Genomic DNA, 18,502 nt, shown 5'->3' on the forward strand with positions numbered 1-18,502 from the left:
TGCGCCTGAAGCCTACAGTTGATTCCAGAAAACATCGATAAGGAGTCAATCATGGTTAAGATCGGTATTAATGGTTTCGGCAGAATTGGACGCAACTTCCTGCGCGCCGCGCTCGGTAATGCGGATATTCAGATTGTGGCAATTAACGATCTGACGGACAGCAAAACCCTCGCTCACCTGCTGAAATACGATTCTCTGCTGGGCACACTCTCTGCGTCAGTTGAGGCGGGTGACCGTTACTTGCAGGTCGATGGCAATCAGATTACGGTCTTCAGCGAACGTGACCCGGCAAACATTCCGTGGCGCAGTATCGGGGTAGATATCGTGATTGAGGCGACCGGTTTCTTCACCGACCGTGAAAAAGCGGCGGTACATATCGAGAAAGGTGGCGCAAAACGGGTCATCATTTCCGCACCGAGTAAAAACGACGATTTGACCGTGGTAATGGGCGTGAACGATGGACTGTACGATCCGGCTCAGCATTTTGTGGTCAGCAACGGCAGTTGTACCACCAACGGCCTCGCCCCGGCGGCGCAGGTACTGCATCAGCATTTCGGCATTGAACATGGTCTGATGAATACCACCCACGCCTACACCAACAGCCAGGCGCTGCACGACCAGCCGGAAAAAGATCTGCGCGGCGCCCGTGCCGCTGCCCTGTCGATTGTCCCCTACTCCAGCGGCGCGGCGAAAGCGCTCGGGAAAGTGATCCCAGAGCTGGATGGGCGTCTGACCGGGTATTCCCTGCGCGTGCCGGTGCCCGTGGTGTCGATTGTCGATCTGACGGTGACGCTGAGCCGGGAAGTCACGGTTGAAGCGGTGAATAACGCGTTTCGTGAAGCTGCGTCTGCGGGGCCACTGAAAGGGATTCTGGGTTACAGCGATGAGCCGCTGGTGTCGAGCGATTATCAGGGCGATCCGCGCTCATCCATTATCGACGGGCTTTCCACGCTGGTGATTGGCGGCAACATGGTGAAAATTCTGGCGTGGTATGACAACGAATGGGGCTTCTCGAATCGCCTGGTGGATTTGGCGGTACTGATGGAGAGGAAAGGGTTGTAACAGAAAAGCCGGGTGGCAGCTACGCCTTACCCGGCCTACAAATACATCTCGCTCTGATGCCCGGAGCCAATCAAAATGTCGGGTGGCAGCTACGCCTTACCCGGCCTACAAATACATCTCGCTCTGATGCCCGGAGCCAATCAAAATGTCGGGTGGCGGCTACGCCTTACCCGGCCTACAAATACATCTCGCTCTGATGCCCGGAGCCAATCAAAATGTCGGATGGCGGCTGCGCCTTACCCGGCCTACAAATACATCTCGCTTTCGTAGGCCCGGTAAGCGCAGCGCCACCGGGCAGTTTTTACGCCGCTTTAACCCGCACACCCATCAACACAATCACCATAGCGCTGACCAGCAATAATCCGCTTCCGGCGAAGACGCCGCTGGCACCGTTGAGGTCAAATATCGCTCCACCGCCTGCGGCACCCGCACCGATGGCGAACTGAATAGACGCCACCAGCAGACCGCCCGCGCTTTCGGCTTCGTCCGGTACCGTCGTCGCCAGCCAGGTTGACCAGCCGACTGGCACCAGGCCGAAGGCAAAGCCCCATAGCGCCACCAACAGACCGTCCAGCATTGCCAGGTGACCGAACGCCACCATCATGAGTGCAAGGACTCCCATCGCAAACGGCACCAGTGCCAGCGTCAGGCGTAAATTGCGCGCCAGCAGATGGCCGGCAATCGAGGTACCGACAAAATTGGCGAGCCCAAACCCGAGCAGAATCAACGAAATGCTCTCGACGCTGGCCTGTCCGACGGTTTCGAGGAAGGGGCGCAGGTAGGTGAAGAAGGCAAAGTGGCCGCTAAAAATAAGCACCGTTGCCAGCAGTCCGCCAATCATCCCCGGACGACGCAGCACGCGCAGCAAGGTTCCCAGGCTGCCGCTACTATCCGGTTTCATTGACGGGAGGACCCATAACTGCCAGAGCAGCGCCACGATGCTCGGCAAAATGCACAGGATAAAGACATTGCGCCAGCCGATCAGGCTGCCGAGATAGCTGCCAAGTGGCGCGGCGACGACGGTTGCGATCGACACGCTGGAGAAGATGATCGCCAACGCTTTAGGCACTTTATCGGCAGGCACCAGGCGCATCGCCGTGGCGGTCGACATCGCCCAAAATCCACCGATAGCGATGCCCAACAGTAAGCGTCCCATCAGCAGCACCTGTAAATTAGGTGCGAAGGCCACCAGCAGGCTGGAGATAATCTGCAGCACGGAGAAAAACATCAGCACCCAGCGGCGGTCGATGCTTTTAGTGGCGGAGGTGATGAGCAGCCCGGTCACCAGCGCGACTAGCGCAGTCGCGGTTACCGCTTGTCCGGCCATCCCCTCACTGACGCCAAGACTGGCGGCCATCGGTGTTAACAAACTGGCGGGTAAAAACTCCGCCGTGATCAGGCCAAATACCCCCAGTCCCAGTGAATAGACCGCGCGCCAGGCGGGTTTGGCGGGCGCTATGGCCTCGCTTGCCGCGATACTTGAATTCATCTGTTGCTCTCCAGTTAGAAAAATGTGACAAACATCGCAAAAGCATAGAGTGTTCCCCGTGGACGATCTATGACATATAATCTTCACTTATTGATAATTCGTCCGGAGTTGTGCCGATGCCCGTTCAGTCGCCCGATTTAATCAGTGAGCTTTTGCGTGGGATGCGCCTCTCCGGAGTGAAATATCGCCGCATAGAAGCCAGCGCACCCTTTGGCGTGGCATTCAGCCAGGCACCCGGCAAGGCGCAGTTTCATTTCGTCAGTCACGGCTCGGCGGTGCTACGCATGGAGAGCGGCGCAACTTTTCATCTCAACAGCGGCGATGCGCTGTTTATCCCCAACGGCAATGCCCACGCTCTGTTATCGGACGAAAATGCCAGCGTCACACCGGTACAGGCCTTTCCCAGCGAGCCGATTTGCAACTCCGTCTGCGCCATCACCTGTGAGCCGTGCCCGGAAAGCGAGCACACGGTAATATTCAGTGGATGTATGGATTTCGAACTAGGGGGGATGCAGCCGCTGATCAAAGCGATGCCGGAAGTGATGATGGTGAGCCGTCTGATGTCGACCTGGCCGGAGATCCACCCGCTGCTGGCGGCGATGGAGCGCGAGTCTATGACACGTCAAGTCGGGTTCGCCGGGATTTTGGCGCGGCTTGCCGACGTTGTCGCAGCGCTGATCGTGCGCGGTTGGGTTGAAGCGGGCTGCGGTAAAGCCACGGGCTGGGTACAGGTGTTACGCGACCCGCGCCTGAGCCGTGCGATTTACGCCATGCATCAGCAGCCAGGTGTGAACTGGAGCGTGGCGGAGCTGGCCAAAGAGGCTGGTACGTCGCGTTCAGTGTTTGCTGAGCGCTTTTTGTCGGCGACCGGCACGACGCCAGCGAAATATTTGAGTGAACTGCGGATGCGCCTGGCGATTCAGTACATTCGTCACGAACATCAGGCGATTGAAACGGTGGCGTTACGTCTGGGATATGGATCGTTGGCGGCGTTTAGCCGGGCGTTTAAACGTATTGTCGGCCATGCGCCGGGCACGCTGCGGGAAACCAGCCAGACCCCCGAAGAGGTCTGACTGGCGCGAGTTAAAAGTAATATTTGAAGCGGACGCGGCCGCCGTAGCGGTCGTCGTTATTGCCGTCGCCGTCGTTCGGGTGCGCCTCCACCCAGGACGCATAAGCCCCAAGATAGATATTAAAGTTCTTCATTTTCATCACGTTCGGGATGAGATACGACGCGTGAATAGTGTGGATATCGTAATCGCCCGGATCGGTTATCCAGCAGTCGTCATCGCAGTTATCGAACACATTTGCTGAGTTGAATTTATCCACCTCGTTGTGGGCGTAGATGTAACCCAACTCGAGGTTGTGCCACAGGGCGTTGGTCCCGGCGGTGAAGTCGGTTTCATCCGTGGCGTCCATATAGGCGGTGTTGAGATTCACGACCACCCCGTTTTCAGGATCGGTTTTTTGCCCGTTCCAGGTCAGTGTAAAACCGTAGCCGGTGCGGTCTGACTGATCGACCCACTGCCCGGACGCGTCGCGATAGCCGTAGGCGTTGTTGACGAGGTTACTCTCCATCGCCACCGCCGTGGAAAGGCGTCCGCTCTGCCAGGAAATGACCGGACGCACGTACGCCACGTTTTTATCGTTATCAAGATCGACACCGTGATACTGCTTATCGACGAACAGCGTGCTGCCGTTTTCCAGCAGGGTGTTGACCTCGAAATACCAGTTATCCAGCGTTTTGCTTATCAGGAAATTACCGCCGCTGTCGCTACGGCCCCGTCCTTCTTTCATCATGTAGATATAACCGTAGCCGTCGCTATACAGATCGTTCGCGGTATTTCCGGAGTACTCGATAAAGGTATCCTGATTAAGCGGGAACATATCGTAGGCTTCAAAGCGCCCCACTTTGACCTTCCAGTTATTTTCGTTGCCGAAGAAGAATATGGCATCATCGAGATTCATTTTACCGCCAAGGTCCGCCAATGGCTGAACTGAGAATCCGGCAAAATTACCGCCATCCATACGACGATAACCGTCGAAGCCTAATAAGATGCGGCCATTAATATCCCAGCGTTCATTATTTCCTGATGCCCAGTCCTTATTCGCACTTGTTTTTATCGATGTTAATGCTCCGGTTCGGCTCGCAGCATCCATATTAAATTCGACGTCGCCATACATTTTAATATCACCGTACCCCGATAGCGTCAGCTTCGGTAATGCGGATGCAGTGACTGGCTCGGCGGATTCCACCGTGACGGAGGGTTGGCTTTTTGCCGCCAGCGTCTGGTGCTGCTGGAGTTGTTCAATTTGAGCTTCGGCTTTCTCTGCCCGGTTTTCCGCCTTTTCCAGACGCGCTTCGAGTTGTGCCAGTTTGTCTTCCAGACTCGGCGTGTTGTGTGCGGCGTAGGCTCCGCCAAAACAGAGTGTACTGACGGCTAAAGCGATAAATTTTATTCTCATGGGTTCCTTCCTGATAATTATGACGACCAATAAAAAGCAATATTTCGCCTAATCATCGACTTGTAATCCATTACGTTTTTTCATCACATAGTTATGTTTTTTAATTTATGTGATCGCAGAGCGTGAAACAGATATATTTGCACCCGCATCGCGCGTGTTCGATCACAATTATAATTACGGCAACACGTAATCACCAAATAATACATTCAACAATTCAACTTATTATTGATTAATTATAGATTGGGTAAATGCCTTATTATCCCGCCAGGTTCTGGCAGGTAAAAAATCTGGTTTTGCGCAAAACGGGATATCAGACACACGAAAACCGTCAGATTCGTCTAAGGTTTTCAGGTGGATAAAAAGGAGAAAAACCAATGACGAGACCCGAAATACGCCCGCTCGCGCTGCGCGTGGCGTTAGGAGGCGCACTGATGAGTGTCGCCGCACTGAGCTTCGCAGACACCTTACCTCCCATGCAGAAACAGTCGCCGGATATCCTGCTCGGCCCGCTGTTTAGCGACGTACAAAGTGCCAAATTATTCCCCGATCAAAAAACCTTCGCCGACGCGGTGCCCAAAAGCGATCCGCTGATGATCCTCGCGGATTACCGGATGCAGCATCAGCAACGCGGCTTTGATCTGCGCCACTTCGTTGATATGAATTTTACCCTGCCATCTGAAGGCGAAAAATATGTCCCTCCTGCCGGGCAGAATTTACGTGAACATATCGACGGCTTATGGCCTGTTTTAACCCGCACTACCGACAAAGCTGATAAATGGGATTCCCTGCTGCCGCTACCCAAGCCTTATGTCGTGCCGGGCGGGCGTTTCCGCGAGGTCTATTATTGGGATAGCTATTTCACCATGCTCGGACTTGCCGAGAGCGATCACTGGGACAAAATCAGCGATATGGTGGCGAACTTCGGCTATGAGCTGGACAATTTCGGTCATATTCCCAACGGCAATCGCAGCTACTACCTGAGCCGTTCGCAGCCACCGTTCTTCGCGCTGATGGTCGAACTGCTGGCGACGCACGATAAAGACGCGCTGAAAACTTACCTGCCGCAGATGGAAAAAGAGTACACCTACTGGATGGAAGGCGTGGAGACGCTGCAGCCGGGCCAGGCCAATAAACGGGTGGTGAAACTGGATGATGGCTCCGTTCTGAACCGCTACTGGGACGATCGCGATACGCCGCGCCCTGAATCCTGGCTCGATGACGTAACCACCGCCAAAAATAACCCGAACCGCCCGGCAACCGAAATCTACCGAGACTTACGTTCTGCTGCCGCCTCCGGCTGGGACTTTAGCTCGCGCTGGATGGACGATCCGCAAAAACTTGGCACTATTCGCACCACCAGCATCGTGCCGGTCGATCTCAACGCCCTGTTGTTCAAAATGGAAAAACTGCTCGCTAAAGCCAGCCAGGAAGCGGGCGATACTGAGCGCGCGAACCGCTATGAAACGCTGGCAAATGCGCGACAAAAAGCGATTGAGAGTCACTTGTGGAATGAAAAAGAGGGCTGGTACGCCGATTACGATCTGAAAAGCAAAAAGGTGCGTAATCAGCTGACCGCCGCTGCTTTGTTCCCGTTGTACGTAAATGTTGCGTCAAAAGAGCGGGCGGATAAAGTCGCCAGTGCCACCGCTTCTCGCCTGCTGAAACCGGGTGGCGTGTCTACCACCACCATCAACAGCGGGCAACAGTGGGATGCCCCGAACGGCTGGGCACCGTTGCAATGGGTGGCCGCCGAGGGGCTGCAAAACTACGGTCATAAGAAAGTGGCGATGGACGTCACCTGGCGTTTCCTGACCAACGTGCAGCACACCTACGATCGCGAGCAGAAACTGGTGGAGAAATATGACGTGTCGACCACCGGGACCGGCGGAGGCGGCGGTGAGTATCCGCTGCAGGACGGCTTCGGCTGGACCAACGGCGTGACGCTGAAGATGCTGGACTTAGTCTGTCCGAAAGAGAAACCGTGCGACAGTCTTCCTGCGACGCAGCCCGCTGCGAATGATGATGTGGCGCCTGCGCAGAAGAGTGCGGCGCAGTAGGATTGCGCGGTGCGGTCTGGTCCCCTCACCCCAGCCCTCTCCCACGGGGAGAGGGAGAAAAGCAAGCGAGTTCCCTCTCCCACAGGGAGAGGGTGGTCAAGTTCCCTCTCTCGTTGGGAGAGGGGTAAGGCGTGATGCGCAAATCAGAAGCTATAACTCGCCCCTACCTGCACCGTGCGGTCGCGCCCAATCCAGCAGTTTGTCGCGTCGTAGCAGGTAAACGTCTCTTTGTTAGTGATGTTCTGCGCGCTGGCTTTCAGGGTCAGCCCTGCCAGTGATGGCATGATTTCACCCATCTGATAAGACGCGGCCAGGTCATACTGCGTGGTTCCGCCCAATTTGCCCCGATCGTTGGTCGGCGCAATTTCCATCGGTCCGGTATAACGCGCTCCGGCTCCCAGGTTTAGCCCTTTCAGCGGCGTGCTGTCGAAGGTGTAGTCGCCCCACAGGTTAAAGGCGTTTTCCGGCACCTGCGTCGGGCGTTTGCCTTTGTACTTCTCGTCTTCGGTGTTGATCGCGTGGGTGTAGGCGTAGTTAGCGATCAGCGTCAGGTTATCGGTCGGACGGCTGATGGCCGACAACTCTGCCCCTTTCGATTCCACTTCACCGGTCTGGCGATAGTTGAGGAAGCCCGGATCGGTAGTGACCACGTTTTTCTGGCGAATGTTAAATACCGACGCAGTAAAGGTGGTGGCGTACTCTTCCAGCAGGTATTTCACCCCGCCCTCAACCTGTTTGCTGGTGGTCGGTTTGACGTCTTTGGCGGTCAGCGTGCCCTGCGGCGATACCGGCGCAAAGCCTTCGGAGTAGCTGATAAACGGTGAAATGCCGTTTTCGAAAGCATACAGCGCCCCCAGACGTTTGGTCACGCGGTCCTGCGACACCCACGCTTTATCGCCATTTTGCAGATAATCGGTGGTGACTGAACGGTAGTCGTCGTAGCGCAGACTGCCGAGCAAGTTCAGGCCGCCGAATTCAATCTGATCCTGCAGGTAGTAACCGTTCTGCTGATAGCTCAGACGGTTTTTCTGCGCGGTATACAGACCGAGCGAACCGTCGTTAACCTGTGAGTAGTCCGGGTCGCGCATATCGATGCCCGGCGTGTTCGACGCATAGCGATAGTGGAAGTGCGAGTTCAGTTTCTGGTAGTCAAACCCGGCCAGCAGATGATGTTTCCAGTCGCCCAGTTCCAGCGTTTTGGTAACCTGGTTATCGATATTAACACTTTGCAGATCTTCATCGGTGGTGTAGGCAAAACGGTTCAGTTCATAGACCTGGGCGCCCGGGCCAGTGGAGTAGATGCTGCGCTGATGGGTGTCCACATCAAAATAACGCGCTTTTTGATTGAAGCCCCAGCCGCTGTCAAACTGATGTTCAAAGCTGTAGCCCAGCATCCACTGACGCTGTTTGAATCCGCTCCACTCGTCGCCCGCGTAGTCGCGTCGATCGGCGTATTTGGAACGCAGATAAGAGAGCGGCAGCGGGTTAGATGGCGTCAGGCTTGGGGAATTTTGCGCCAGCGCGTCAATCGTCAGGCGCGTTTTATTATCGGGCTGCCAGGTGACGGACGGGGCCACCAGATAGTTTTCTGTGCGCGTGGTATGCGGCTGGTCGTCGCCCTCCGTCGCTTTACCCAGCAGGCGGTAGTTCCAGTCGCTGTCGGCGATTTGCCCGGTAGAGTCGAGAGTCCCCTCTTTCAGATTACGCGTCCCGGTATTGAAACCCACTTCCGTCTTCGCCGCTTTTTGCGGCTTTTTGCCCTGAATATTCACCAGCCCGCCCGGCGAGCCGCCGCCGTAGAGCACGGAGGCCGGACCTTTCAAAATATCGACGCTCTCAATTAGCAGCGGGTCGATGCGCGCTTTGGTGTTTCCAGTGACGTTGTAGGGCAGTTGCAGTCCGTTGTAATACTCCTGCTCAACGGTGAAACCGCGAATTTTATATTCACTCATATAAGAGGTGTTGCCGCGCACTTCCGTCGACACACCCGGCGCATAGCGCAGGATTTCATTGACCGAACTGGCGTGACGCTGTTCGATCTCGGTGGCGGAAATGGTGTTGATGACCTGCGGGGTTTTACTTTCGGCCACCGCTGATTTGGTGGCGCTGTTGGTCCACTCTGGAAGCAGGCTGTCCTGTTCTGCTCCGGTGACTACAAGGGTTGACTCTTCCGCAAACGCACAGGTTTGCAACGCCAGTGTAACGGCTCCTGCCAAAGCACATACTGCAAAACGCGAGGTGTTCATAGTGTCGTCTTATTATTAGATGATATAAAGAACGACAATTATTCTCATTTCGATTAACAAAGCAATATGAGGGCAAAAAAAACGGCCCTCGCGATGAGAGCCGTTTCGGTGTTTATGCCCGTCTGAGTAAGCGGAATATCGCCAGCACAACGATCGCGCCCACCACAGCTACCAGGAAACTGTGCAGATTAAAGCCGCTAACGCTGCCACCGACGCCAAACATGGTCGCCAGCCAGCCGCCGACAACTGCACCCACAACCCCAAGCACACAGGTCAGAATAAAGCCGCCACCATCACGTCCCGGCATAATGAATTTTGCGATAACGCCGGCGATAAGACCAAAGACAATCCAGGCGATGATACCCATAGCGATGCCCTCTTGCAGATGAAATGCATGCGCTGAAAATGTTTCGCGCAAGTGACTTAAGTATAGGTCACCGCGTTAAAAGCGTTTTTTTCTCACCGACTTAATTACCTCTCATTTTTGAAAAAAAATCACCGGTTTGTATTAAGTTCCGCTCGCCATTGCCGATACTTCAGGGACAGTCCGTCAGACAATCGAGGAGCCATTCGGCGTGAGTAATTACAGTGAGCAGTTCCTGAAGCAAAATCCGCTGGCTGTATTAGGTGTATTACGCGACCTGCACAAGGGCGAAGTCCCTCTGCGCATAAGTTGGGCTACAAATCAGTTTATCAGCAAGATCCTTGAGGCTACTCCAGAACGCCTGGTCATTGACTTTGGCAGCCAGGAGTACGAAAACCGGGCAATACTGCGGGCGAAAAATATCTCTGTGATGGCGGAAACCAAAGGGGCAAAGGTTGAATTTGTGCTGCCTCTGGTGGAACAAGGTGATTATCTCGATCTCCCGGCCTTTATTACCCCACTGCCGGACAGCCTGTGGTTTGTGCAGCGCCGGGAGTATTTTCGTATTAACGCGCCGATGCATCCTTCCTATTTTTGTAAGGCCAAAATGCCGGACAAAAAAGAGATTCGCTTTCGCCTGTTCGACCTGTCATTAGGCGGGATGGGCGCATTGATGGACACACCACGACCGGACGGACTGGTAGAAGGGATGCGTTTTTCGCAAATCGAGCTGGATATGGGCGGCTGGGGACGCTTTTACTTCGACGCGCAGTTGATTGCGATCAGCGAACGCAAAGTGGTGGACAGCAAAAATGAGACCATTACCACACCACGACTGAGCTTTCGCTTTCTGAATGTCGGGCCTGGGGCCGAGAGGGAACTGCAGCGGATTATTTTCTCACTGGAGCGAGAAGCGCGGGAACGCGCGAATAAGGTGCTCTGAAACGCGCCGGACAGCCTTGCGCTGCCCGGCAACGACATTACATGGCGTCCATCGCTTTCTGCACTTTCCAGATATAGCGCGGCGCCTGTGGTGCCGGATGGTTGTTCACCACATGGTCAAAGAACTCGTCTTTGTCCATGCCGTTAATCTCTTTGATGGCCTTTTTGCGATCCGACGAGAAGGTTCGCAGTAACGCCCCCGCCCCGTTCACATACGAGACCACCAGCGCATACTGCATCACTTCCGGGTCCTCGATACCTTTCAGAATACCGTGCTCCAGAATGCTCAGATACGCGGTCCCCATCGATATATTACGCTCCGGGTTTTTCAGCTCGCTGGTCGACGGCTGACCTTTCCAGCCCATATAGCGATACACTTCGGCCCCGGCGGTGGAGGCTTTCAGCTGCATTAAGCCGACTGCATTGGATTTACTGACCAGTGTCGGGTTACCGCCGGACTCGACTGCAATGATCGCCGTCACCAGACGTGGGCTGACGCCCCAGGCCTTGCCCGCTTGTTCGCTGATTGGCATCCACTGCATCGCGCGTTTGACCGGCACTTCCGGGTTCCACGGCGGATTTTGATAATCCTGTTTTGAACTACAGCCCGCCAGCAATACCATCAAAAAAGCAAACCATCTCAATTTCACGTCATCTATCCTTATTGCGCTTACATATCCGCCCTTGAAGCAGACCGCCTACAGGCGGCATGATATAGGCATTTAGTTTCTCATTCAGCAAGGATTTGCCATGTCTCAGTTTCATCTTGTTGCCCCGTCCGGGTACTGCATTAACCAGGACGCTGCCCGGCTGGGCGTTCAGCGTCTGGAAGCATCCGGTCACAGGGTCGCAAACCAGACGATTATCCCCCGCCGTCTGCAGCGTTTTGCCGGAACCGAGCAGCAAAGAGTGGCTGATATCAACGACCTGGTCACGCTCGAAGGGAAAAACCAGATTATTCTGGCGGTGCGTGGCGGGTACGGTGCGAGCCGTTTACTGGAAACCATCGACTGGGACGGACTCGCCCGCCGTCAGCAGAAGGACCCGCTGCTGTTGTGTGGACACAGCGATTTCACGGTGATTCAACTTGGCCTGCTGGCCCTTCATAACGTCATCACCTTTAGCGGCCCCATGCTGGCCGGGAATTTTGGCGCACCGGAGCTGAATGCGTTTACCCAGGAACATTTCTGGCGTGCGTTACAGAACCCAAGGTTTAACGTGGAATGGCAGGGTAACGGCCCGGCGTGTGAAACCAAAGGACAGCTGTGGGGCGGCAATCTGGCGATGCTGGTGTCGCTCATCGGCACGCCGTGGCTGCCGCAGATTGAGAACGGCATTCTGGTGCTGGAGGATATTAACGAACATCCGTTCCGCGTCGAGCGGATGCTGTTGCAGCTGATGCACGCCGGAATTCTCTCCCGCCAGCGGGCGATTATTCTGGGCAGTTTTAGCGGCGCGACGCCAAATGATTATGATGCGGGATATACGCTTGAAACGATGATCGATTATCTGCGAACACGTGTGGATATTCCGGTCATCAGCGGGCTGGCGTTTGGTCATGAACAGCAAACGGTGACTCTGCCGCTGGGTGCTCAGGCTATCCTTAAACACAATGAGGCTGGCACGGTATTAACGATTAGCGGTCATCCGATTATAAGCGCATAAAAAAGCCGTATTTCCACCTCAATAAAACGCTGTTTCTGTCGTTAATATGGTAGGGTTTTAGTATCAGCAACAACATTGAGGTGGGAGTAACAGAACATTGGATGCCGCAGCGATAATCAGTCTTTTCATTCTGGGTTCAGTATTAGTAACCTGCAGTATTTTATTAAGTTCATTTTCATCGCGCCTCGGCATACCTATCCTTGTTATCTTCCTGGCCATCGGCATGCTTGCGGGCATCGACGGCATCGGCGGTATTCCATTCGATAATTATCCCTTCGCCTACATGGTGAGTAACCTCGCGCTGGCGGTGATTTTGCTGGACGGCGGGATGCGCACCCAGGCCAGCTCCTTTCGCGTGGCACTCGGCCCGGCGCTGTCGCTGGCGACCGTTGGCGTACTGATCACCTCCGGCCTGACCGGGATGATGGCCGCCTGGCTGTTTCATCTGAATATCATGGAAGGCTTACTGATCGGCGCGATTGTCGGCTCGACCGATGCGGCGGCGGTGTTTTCTCTGCTCGGCGGTAAAGGGCTGAACGAACGTGTCGGCTCGACGCTGGAGATTGAATCCGGAAGTAACGATCCGATGGCGGTATTCCTGACCATCACCCTGATTGAGATGATTCAGGCGCACGAAACGGGCCTGAGCTGGATGTTTGCCTGGCATATTCTCCAGCAGTTTGGCCTCGGAATTGTGATTGGCCTTTCCGGTGGCTATTTGCTGCAGCAGATGATTAACCGTATTTCCCTGCCCGCCGGGCTGTATCCGCTGCTAGCCCTGAGCGGCGGAATTTTGATTTTCGCCCTCACCACGGCGATGGACGGTAGCGGTATTCTGGCGGTGTATCTGTGCGGTTTCCTGCTGGGCAATCGCCCGATCCGCAACCGCCACGCGATTTTGCAGAACTTTGATGGCCTGGCCTGGCTGGCGCAAATCGGCATGTTCCTGGTGCTCGGCCTGCTGGTGACGCCATCTGATTTGCTGCCGATTGCCATTCCGGCACTGATCCTCTCGGCGTGGATGATTTTCTTCGCCCGTCCGCTGTCAGTGTTTGCCGGGCTGCTGCCGTTCCGCGGGTTTAACCTGCGCGAACGGATATTTATCAGTTGGGTGGGCCTGCGCGGCGCGGTGCCGATCATTCTGGCCGTGTTCCCGATGATGGCCGGGCTGGATAACTCCCGCCTGTTCTTTAACGTCGCGTTCTTCGTGGTGCTGGTGTCGCTGCTGTTCCAGGGAACCTCGCTCGGATGGGCGGCAAAAAAAGCCAAAGTGGTGGTTCCACCGGTCGGATTACCGGTCTCGCGCGTGGGGCTGGATATCCACCCGGAAAACCCGTGGGAGCAGTTTGTTTATCAGCTGAGCGCTGATAAATGGTGCGTGGGCGCGTCGCTTCGTGACCTGCATATGCCGACGGAAACGCGGATTGCGGCGCTGTTTCGCGATAACGCCCTGCTCCATCCGACGGGCAGCACCCGTCTGCGCGAGGGGGATATTCTCTGCGTGATTGGGCGTGAAACGGATTTACCGGCGCTGGGGAAACTGTTCAGCCAGTCGCCGCCGGTGGCGCTGGACCAGCGCTTCTTCGGCGATTTTATTCTGGAAGCCAACGCGAAGTTTGCCGACGTGGCGTTGATTTACGGCCTGGACGAAGGGCTGGAGTATCGTGATAAGCAGCAAACATTGGGCGAGATTGTGCAGCAACTGCTGGGCGCTGCGCCGGTGGTGGGTGACCAGGTGGAGTTTGCCGGAATGATCTGGACCGTCGCCGAGAAAGAAGATAACGCGGTGCGCAAGGTGGGCGTGCGTCCGATGGAGGATGAGCCGGAGTAGTTTTTTGTGCCGGGTGAAGTGCGGTCTGATGCCCTCTCCCACAGGGAGAGGGAGAAAACACTAAAAAGGCAACCTTGCGGTTGCCTTTTGCTTTTTACCTTGTAAGCCGGATAAAGCGCAGCCGCCATCCGGCAAGATGTTACACCGTCACAACTGGTACACGAGGCGCCAGAGCGGTCAACAGCTCGTACCCCACCGTCCCCGCCGCTGCCGCCACGTCATCCACTTTCACCTCATTTCCCCACAGCTCCACCGGCGAACCGATGCCTGCTTGCGGGCATGGCGTTAAATCTATCGCCATCATATCCATCGACACCGTGCCGACAGTGCCGGTACGAACGCCATCAATCCACACTGGCGTGCCTGTTGGTGCAATGCGCGGATAGCCGTCAGCATAGCCACCCGCCACAATGCCAATCCGCTGCTCGCCCGTCGAGCGATAGCGGCTGCCATACCCGACGGTGTCGCCCGCTTTTAAGGTCTGAATACCGATAATTTCACTGCGCAGAGTCATGACCGGTTTCAGGCCGCTGTTGGCGATATCCTGCCACTGGCCCGACGGCGACGCGCCGTACAGAATAATGCCTGGACGCACCCAGTCGTAATGCGCTTCCGGGTGCCAGAGCGTAGCGGCGGAGTTCGACAGGGAGCGAGCGCAGTCCAGCCCTTCTGCCGCCTGGTTGATACGCAGCATCGCGTCGTCAATACCGTCCGGTTTTTCAGCATCGGCAAAGTGCGCCATCAGCGTCATTTCCCCGACGTTTTTCAGGGCCCGCAGCTGTTGCCATACCGTATGTACGCGATCCGGCTGGAAGCCGAGACGGTTCATGCCGCTGTTCACTTTCAGGTAGATGTCCAGCGGCGCATGCAGTTTGGCGTTTTGCAGGGCTTTAATTTGCCAGTTGCTGTGTACGCTGGTGGTCAAACGATACTTATCCAGTAGCGGCAGTTCGTCGGCGTGGAAAAAACCTTCGAGCAGCAGAATCGGCCCTTTCCAGCCGCGTTCGCGCAGCAGGATCGCCTCTTCCAGATTTAACAGCGCAAAGCCATCGGTTGCACTCAGCGCACTCCAGATGGACTCAATTCCGTGACCGTAGCCGTTGGCTTTCACCACCGACCAGACGCGAGAGCCTGGCGCTGCACGGCGGACAATCTGCAGGTTGTTTTTCAGCGCCTGCAAGTCCAGCTGAGCCAGAATAGGACGGGACATGACTGCTCCTTGTTAATTATGCGCGCCATGCAGATGCTGCGGGCGAGATGGCGTGAATCCGGACTGATAGCGCGCGGCGCTTAAGTCATCAAACGGAATCGCCGGGGTGCGGCCCGAGATCAAATCACTCAGCAGTTGCCCTGAACCGCAAGCCATCGTCCAGCCCAGCGTTCCGTGGCCGGTATTGGTCCATAGGTTCTTAAACGGCGTGCGGCCCACAATCGGCGTGCCGTCCGGCGTCATAGGACGTAAACCGGTCCAGAAGGTGGCCTGCTCAACAAAGCCCCCGCGCGGGAACAGATCGCGCACCACCATCTCCAGGGTTTCGCGGCGCGGTTTTAGCAATTCCGTATTGAAACCGACAATTTCTGCCATCCCGCCGACGCGGATACGATCATCGAAGCGGGTAATAGCGATTTTGTAGGTTTCATCAAGGATAGTTGAAACCGGCGCACCGTTGTCCTCTTTCACCGGAATGGTGAGCGAGTAGCCTTTCAGCGGATACACCGGAATATCGAGCAGACCTTTCAGCATCGCCGTGGAGTAAGAGCCAAACGCCATCACGTAGGCATCGGCTTTGATCACTTCGTCGCCGCACTTCACGCCGTAGATTTTTTCGCCTTCTGACAGCAGACGATCGACGGAGGTGTTGTAGCGGAACGTCACACCCGCTTGTTCGCACATCTTCGCCAGACGCTGGGTAAAGAGCTGGCAGTCGCCGGTTTCATCGTTCGGCAATCGCAGTCCGCCCGTCAGTTTGTGTGCCACTTCAGCCAGCGCCGGTTCGACCTGCGCCAGCTGGCTGGCTTCGAGCAGCTGATACGGTACGCCGGCATCTTCCAGTACGGCAATATCGCGGGTAGCGTTTTCATACTGCTGCGCGGTGCGAAAGAGCTGGAGAGTGCCCCCCTGCCGCCCTTCGTATTCAATACCGGTAGTGTGGCGCAGCGCTTTCAGGCAGTCGCGGCTGTACTCTGCCAGGCGCACCATGCGGCCTTTGTTTTCCATGTAGTGGCGTGTATCGCAGTTGCGCAGCATCTGCCACATCCATTTGAGCTGGGAAGTCGTGCCATCAAGGCTGATCGCCAGCGGCGCGTGGCGCTGGAACATCCATTTAATGGCTTTCAGCGGCACGCCCGGAGCCGCCCACGGCGCCGCATAGCCTGGGGAGATTTGCCCGGCGTTAGCCGCGCTGGTCTCCAGTGCCGATCCCGGTTCGCGATCGATGACCGTCACCTCATGTCCTGCCTGGCTCAAATACCAGGCGCTGGTGACGCCGACAACCCCACTTCCCAGTATGACAACTCGCATAGCCACTCCATTATGAGCAAAAGAACAATCTTCTAATTACAGATTGATAACCTAGTTGAAAATATTATTCAACATACGACTTTTTTATGGTGACTTATCTCACACCTTCCCCAGCCAGCGGGGATGGCGCTTATTTAGGATCTTTTCCTGCGCGCTCTTTTTAGCCAGCAGAAAATTCTGTGAGACACCCGTTTTATGCGGGATCGAAAACGGGAAATCGCAAAGAAAAAATTTCTGTGTCAGCACGCTTTTCAATGCGTTGTTCTATGCTTGAAAAGAGGTTCTCCAGACTAGAGAGAGCTATCAACAACGAGGGCGCGCTAATGGCTACACTTGACTCCATGAACAAGGACAGCACTCGTCTCAGCGATGGACCCGACTGGACCTTCGAGCTGCTGGATGTCTATCTGGCCGAAATCGACCGGGTGGCAAAGCTGTATCGGCTGGACACCTATCCGCACCAGATCGAAGTCATTACCTCCGAACAGATGATGGATGCCTACTCAAGCGTCGGGATGCCGATTAATTATCCGCACTGGTCATTCGGTAAAAAATTCATTGAGACGGAGCGACTCTATAAGCACGGTCAGCAAGGGCTGGCGTATGAAATAGTCATTAACTCCAACCCCTGTATCGCCTATTTGATGGAAGAGAACACCATTACCATGCAAGCGCTGGTGATGGCGCACGCCTGCTACGGGCATAACTCGTTCTTCAAAAATAACTATCTGTTCCGCAGCTGGACCGATGCCAGCTCGATTGTTGATTACCTGATATTCGCGCGGAAATACATTACCGAATGCGAAGAGCGCTACGGCGTGGACGAGGTGGAAAAACTGCTCGACTCCTGTCATGCGCTGATGAATTACGGCGTCGATCGCTACAAACGTCCGCAAAAAATCTCACTGCAGGAGGAGAAAGCGCGGCAAAAAAGCCGTGAAGAGTATCTGCAAAGTCAGGTAAATATGCTCTGGCGCACCCTGCCGAAACGTGAAGAGGAAAAAACGGTCGCCGAAGCGCGGCGTTATCCGTCTGAGCCGCAGGAGAACTTACTCTACTTTATGGAAAAAAATGCGCCTCTGCTGGAACCGTGGCAGCGAGAAATCTTACGTATTGTGCGTAAGGTGAGTCAGTATTTTTATCCGCAAAAACAGACGCAGGTGATGAACGAAGGCTGGGCGACATTCTGGCACTACACCATTCTCAATCACCTGTATGACGAAGGCAAAGTGACCGAGCGCTTTATGCTCGAGTTTCTGCACAGCCACACAAACGTGGTGTTCCAGCCGCCTTACAACAGCCCGTGGTACAGCGGGATTAACCCGTATGCTCTTGGTTTTGCCATGTTCCAGGATATCAAACGCATCTGCCAGTCGCCGACGGAAGAGGATAAATACTGGTTCCCGGATATTGCCGGCTCAGACTGGCTTGAGACACTGCATTTCGCGATGCGTGACTTTAAAGATGAGAGTTTTATCAGCCAGTTTATGTCGCCGAAAATCATGCGTGATTTCCGCTTCTTTACCGTGCTGGATGATGACCGGAATAATTATCTGGAAATTTCTGCGATTCACAATGAAGAGGGCTATCGCGAGATACGCTCACGTCTCTCTTCACAGTACAACCTGAGCAATCTGGAACCCAATATCCAGGTCTGGAACGTGGATTTACGTGGCGATCGTTCTTTGACGCTGCGCTACATTCCGCACAACCGCGCGCCGCTGGATAAAGGGCGTAAAGAGGTGCTCAAGCATGTTCATCGCCTATGGGGTTTTGACGTGCTGATGGAGCAGCAGAACGAAGACGGAAGCGTGGAGTTGCTGGATCGTTGTCCGGCGCGAGGGAATGCGTTGTGATTG

Annotated in this window: 13 protein-coding genes and 2 pseudogenes; 7 read left to right on the top strand and 8 right to left on the bottom strand. The window is 55.2% G+C overall.

The window, feature by feature from the left end; genetic code table 11:
- Window positions 1-51 precede the first annotated feature (51 nt).
- A complete protein-coding gene (gene gap / locus JBO43_RS03075) occupies window positions 52-1,062 on the top strand; it encodes a type I glyceraldehyde-3-phosphate dehydrogenase (RefSeq protein WP_202673702.1) in 1,011 nt (336 codons plus the stop codon).
- Between the two features lie 301 nt (window positions 1,063-1,363).
- On the opposite strand, the gene JBO43_RS03080 is transcribed toward gap, so the two are convergent.
- Entirely contained in the window at window positions 1,364-2,551 is a 1,188-nt protein-coding gene (locus tag JBO43_RS03080) for an MFS transporter (protein WP_202673703.1), read from the bottom strand.
- Window positions 2,552-2,667: 116 nt separating this feature from the next.
- Between JBO43_RS03080 and JBO43_RS03085 the strand changes: the two genes are divergently transcribed.
- Window positions 2,668-3,624 carry an AraC family transcriptional regulator gene (locus JBO43_RS03085; RefSeq protein ID WP_103946048.1) on the top strand — a complete coding sequence of 319 codons (957 nt, stop codon included), beginning with the start codon at window positions 2,668-2,670 and terminating at the stop codon, window positions 3,622-3,624.
- Window positions 3,625-3,634: 10 nt separating this feature from the next.
- Here the strand turns inward: JBO43_RS03085 and JBO43_RS03090 are convergent, their stop codons facing one another.
- Window positions 3,635-5,017, bottom strand: coding sequence for a carbohydrate porin (locus tag JBO43_RS03090; RefSeq protein ID WP_202673704.1), 1,383 nt, complete (start codon window positions 5,015-5,017; stop codon window positions 3,635-3,637).
- Window positions 5,018-5,391: 374 nt separating this feature from the next.
- On the opposite strand from JBO43_RS03090, the gene JBO43_RS03095 reads away from it, so the two are divergent.
- On the top strand, window positions 5,392-7,074 hold the full coding sequence (locus tag JBO43_RS03095; RefSeq protein ID WP_103949371.1) for an alpha,alpha-trehalase: 1,683 nt from the start codon (window positions 5,392-5,394) through the stop codon (window positions 7,072-7,074).
- 143 nt (window positions 7,075-7,217) lie between these two features.
- On the opposite strand, the gene JBO43_RS03100 is transcribed toward JBO43_RS03095, so the two are convergent.
- Both JBO43_RS03100 and JBO43_RS03105 read right to left on the bottom strand, forming a co-directional pair.
- Window positions 7,218-9,320, bottom strand: a complete 2,103-nt coding sequence (locus tag JBO43_RS03100; protein ID WP_095282319.1) for a TonB-dependent siderophore receptor — start codon at window positions 9,318-9,320, stop codon at window positions 7,218-7,220.
- Window positions 9,321-9,432: 112 nt separating this feature from the next.
- Entirely contained in the window at window positions 9,433-9,687 is a 255-nt protein-coding gene (locus JBO43_RS03105) for a GlsB/YeaQ/YmgE family stress response membrane protein (RefSeq protein WP_095282320.1), read from the bottom strand.
- A gap of 208 nt (window positions 9,688-9,895) precedes the next feature.
- Here JBO43_RS03105 and ycgR point away from each other — a divergent pair, with 208 nt between their 5' ends.
- A complete protein-coding gene (ycgR, locus tag JBO43_RS03110) occupies window positions 9,896-10,627 on the top strand; it encodes a flagellar brake protein YcgR (RefSeq protein WP_095282321.1) in 732 nt (243 codons plus the stop codon).
- Between the two features lie 37 nt (window positions 10,628-10,664).
- Here ycgR and emtA read toward each other — a convergent pair whose 3' ends face one another.
- Window positions 10,665-11,276, bottom strand: a complete 612-nt coding sequence (gene emtA / locus JBO43_RS03115; protein WP_095282322.1) for a membrane-bound lytic murein transglycosylase EmtA — start codon at window positions 11,274-11,276, stop codon at window positions 10,665-10,667.
- A 100-nt stretch (window positions 11,277-11,376) separates the two neighbouring features.
- On the opposite strand from emtA, the gene ldcA reads away from it, so the two are divergent.
- Together ldcA and JBO43_RS03125 are read left to right on the top strand one after the other, a co-directional pair.
- Window positions 11,377-12,291, top strand: coding sequence for a muramoyltetrapeptide carboxypeptidase (gene ldcA / locus JBO43_RS03120; RefSeq protein ID WP_095282323.1), 915 nt, complete (start codon window positions 11,377-11,379; stop codon window positions 12,289-12,291).
- 97 nt (window positions 12,292-12,388) lie between these two features.
- A pseudogene (locus JBO43_RS03125) lies at window positions 12,389-14,101 on the top strand (potassium/proton antiporter); the annotation flags it as partial.
- Here JBO43_RS03125 and JBO43_RS23265 read toward each other — a convergent pair.
- The 3 genes and pseudogenes from JBO43_RS23265 to JBO43_RS03135 form a co-directional block, all read right to left on the bottom strand.
- Window positions 14,051-14,164 (bottom strand): annotated as a pseudogene (locus tag JBO43_RS23265) (hypothetical protein); the annotation flags it as partial. The pseudogenes JBO43_RS03125 and JBO43_RS23265 sit on opposite strands and share 51 nt — an antisense overlap.
- A gap of 97 nt (window positions 14,165-14,261) precedes the next feature.
- Window positions 14,262-15,332 (bottom strand): catabolic alanine racemase DadX, encoded by a 1,071-nt coding sequence (gene dadX, locus JBO43_RS03130; RefSeq protein WP_202673705.1) that lies wholly within the window; start codon window positions 15,330-15,332, stop codon window positions 14,262-14,264.
- 12 nt (window positions 15,333-15,344) lie between these two features.
- Window positions 15,345-16,643, bottom strand: a complete 1,299-nt coding sequence (locus tag JBO43_RS03135) for a D-amino acid dehydrogenase (RefSeq protein ID WP_095282326.1) — start codon at window positions 16,641-16,643, stop codon at window positions 15,345-15,347.
- Window positions 16,644-16,966: 323 nt separating this feature from the next.
- Here JBO43_RS03135 and JBO43_RS03140 point away from each other — a divergent pair, with 323 nt between their 5' ends.
- Window positions 16,967-18,499, top strand: a complete 1,533-nt coding sequence (locus JBO43_RS03140; RefSeq protein WP_103946054.1) for a SpoVR family protein — start codon at window positions 16,967-16,969, stop codon at window positions 18,497-18,499.
- Window positions 18,500-18,502 lie beyond the last annotated feature (3 nt).

It is taken from the genome of Lelliottia jeotgali, assembly GCF_016771845.1.
Classification (GTDB): Bacteria; Pseudomonadota; Gammaproteobacteria; order Enterobacterales; family Enterobacteriaceae; genus Enterobacter; species Enterobacter jeotgali.

What these genes read in the sequence shown, in the direction of transcription:
- gap (WP_202673702.1), top strand. Translation starts at nt 52, where the DNA reads ATGGTTAAGATCGGTATTAATGGTTTCGGCAGAATTGGACGCAACTTC.
- JBO43_RS03080 (WP_202673703.1), bottom strand. Translation starts at nt 2,551, where the DNA reads ATGAATTCAAGTATCGCGGCAAGCGAGGCCATAGCGCCCGCCAAACCC.
- JBO43_RS03085 (WP_103946048.1), top strand. Translation starts at nt 2,668, where the DNA reads ATGCCCGTTCAGTCGCCCGATTTAATCAGTGAGCTTTTGCGTGGGATG.
- JBO43_RS03090 (WP_202673704.1), bottom strand. Translation starts at nt 5,017, where the DNA reads ATGAGAATAAAATTTATCGCTTTAGCCGTCAGTACACTCTGTTTTGGC.
- JBO43_RS03095 (WP_103949371.1), top strand. Translation starts at nt 5,392, where the DNA reads ATGACGAGACCCGAAATACGCCCGCTCGCGCTGCGCGTGGCGTTAGGA.
- JBO43_RS03100 (WP_095282319.1), bottom strand. Translation starts at nt 9,320, where the DNA reads ATGAACACCTCGCGTTTTGCAGTATGTGCTTTGGCAGGAGCCGTTACA.
- JBO43_RS03105 (WP_095282320.1), bottom strand. Translation starts at nt 9,687, where the DNA reads ATGGGTATCATCGCCTGGATTGTCTTTGGTCTTATCGCCGGCGTTATC.
- ldcA (WP_095282323.1), top strand. Translation starts at nt 11,377, where the DNA reads ATGTCTCAGTTTCATCTTGTTGCCCCGTCCGGGTACTGCATTAACCAG.
- dadX (WP_202673705.1), bottom strand. Translation starts at nt 15,332, where the DNA reads ATGTCCCGTCCTATTCTGGCTCAGCTGGACTTGCAGGCGCTGAAAAAC.
- JBO43_RS03135 (WP_095282326.1), bottom strand. Translation starts at nt 16,643, where the DNA reads ATGCGAGTTGTCATACTGGGAAGTGGGGTTGTCGGCGTCACCAGCGCC.
- JBO43_RS03140 (WP_103946054.1), top strand. Translation starts at nt 16,967, where the DNA reads ATGGCTACACTTGACTCCATGAACAAGGACAGCACTCGTCTCAGCGAT.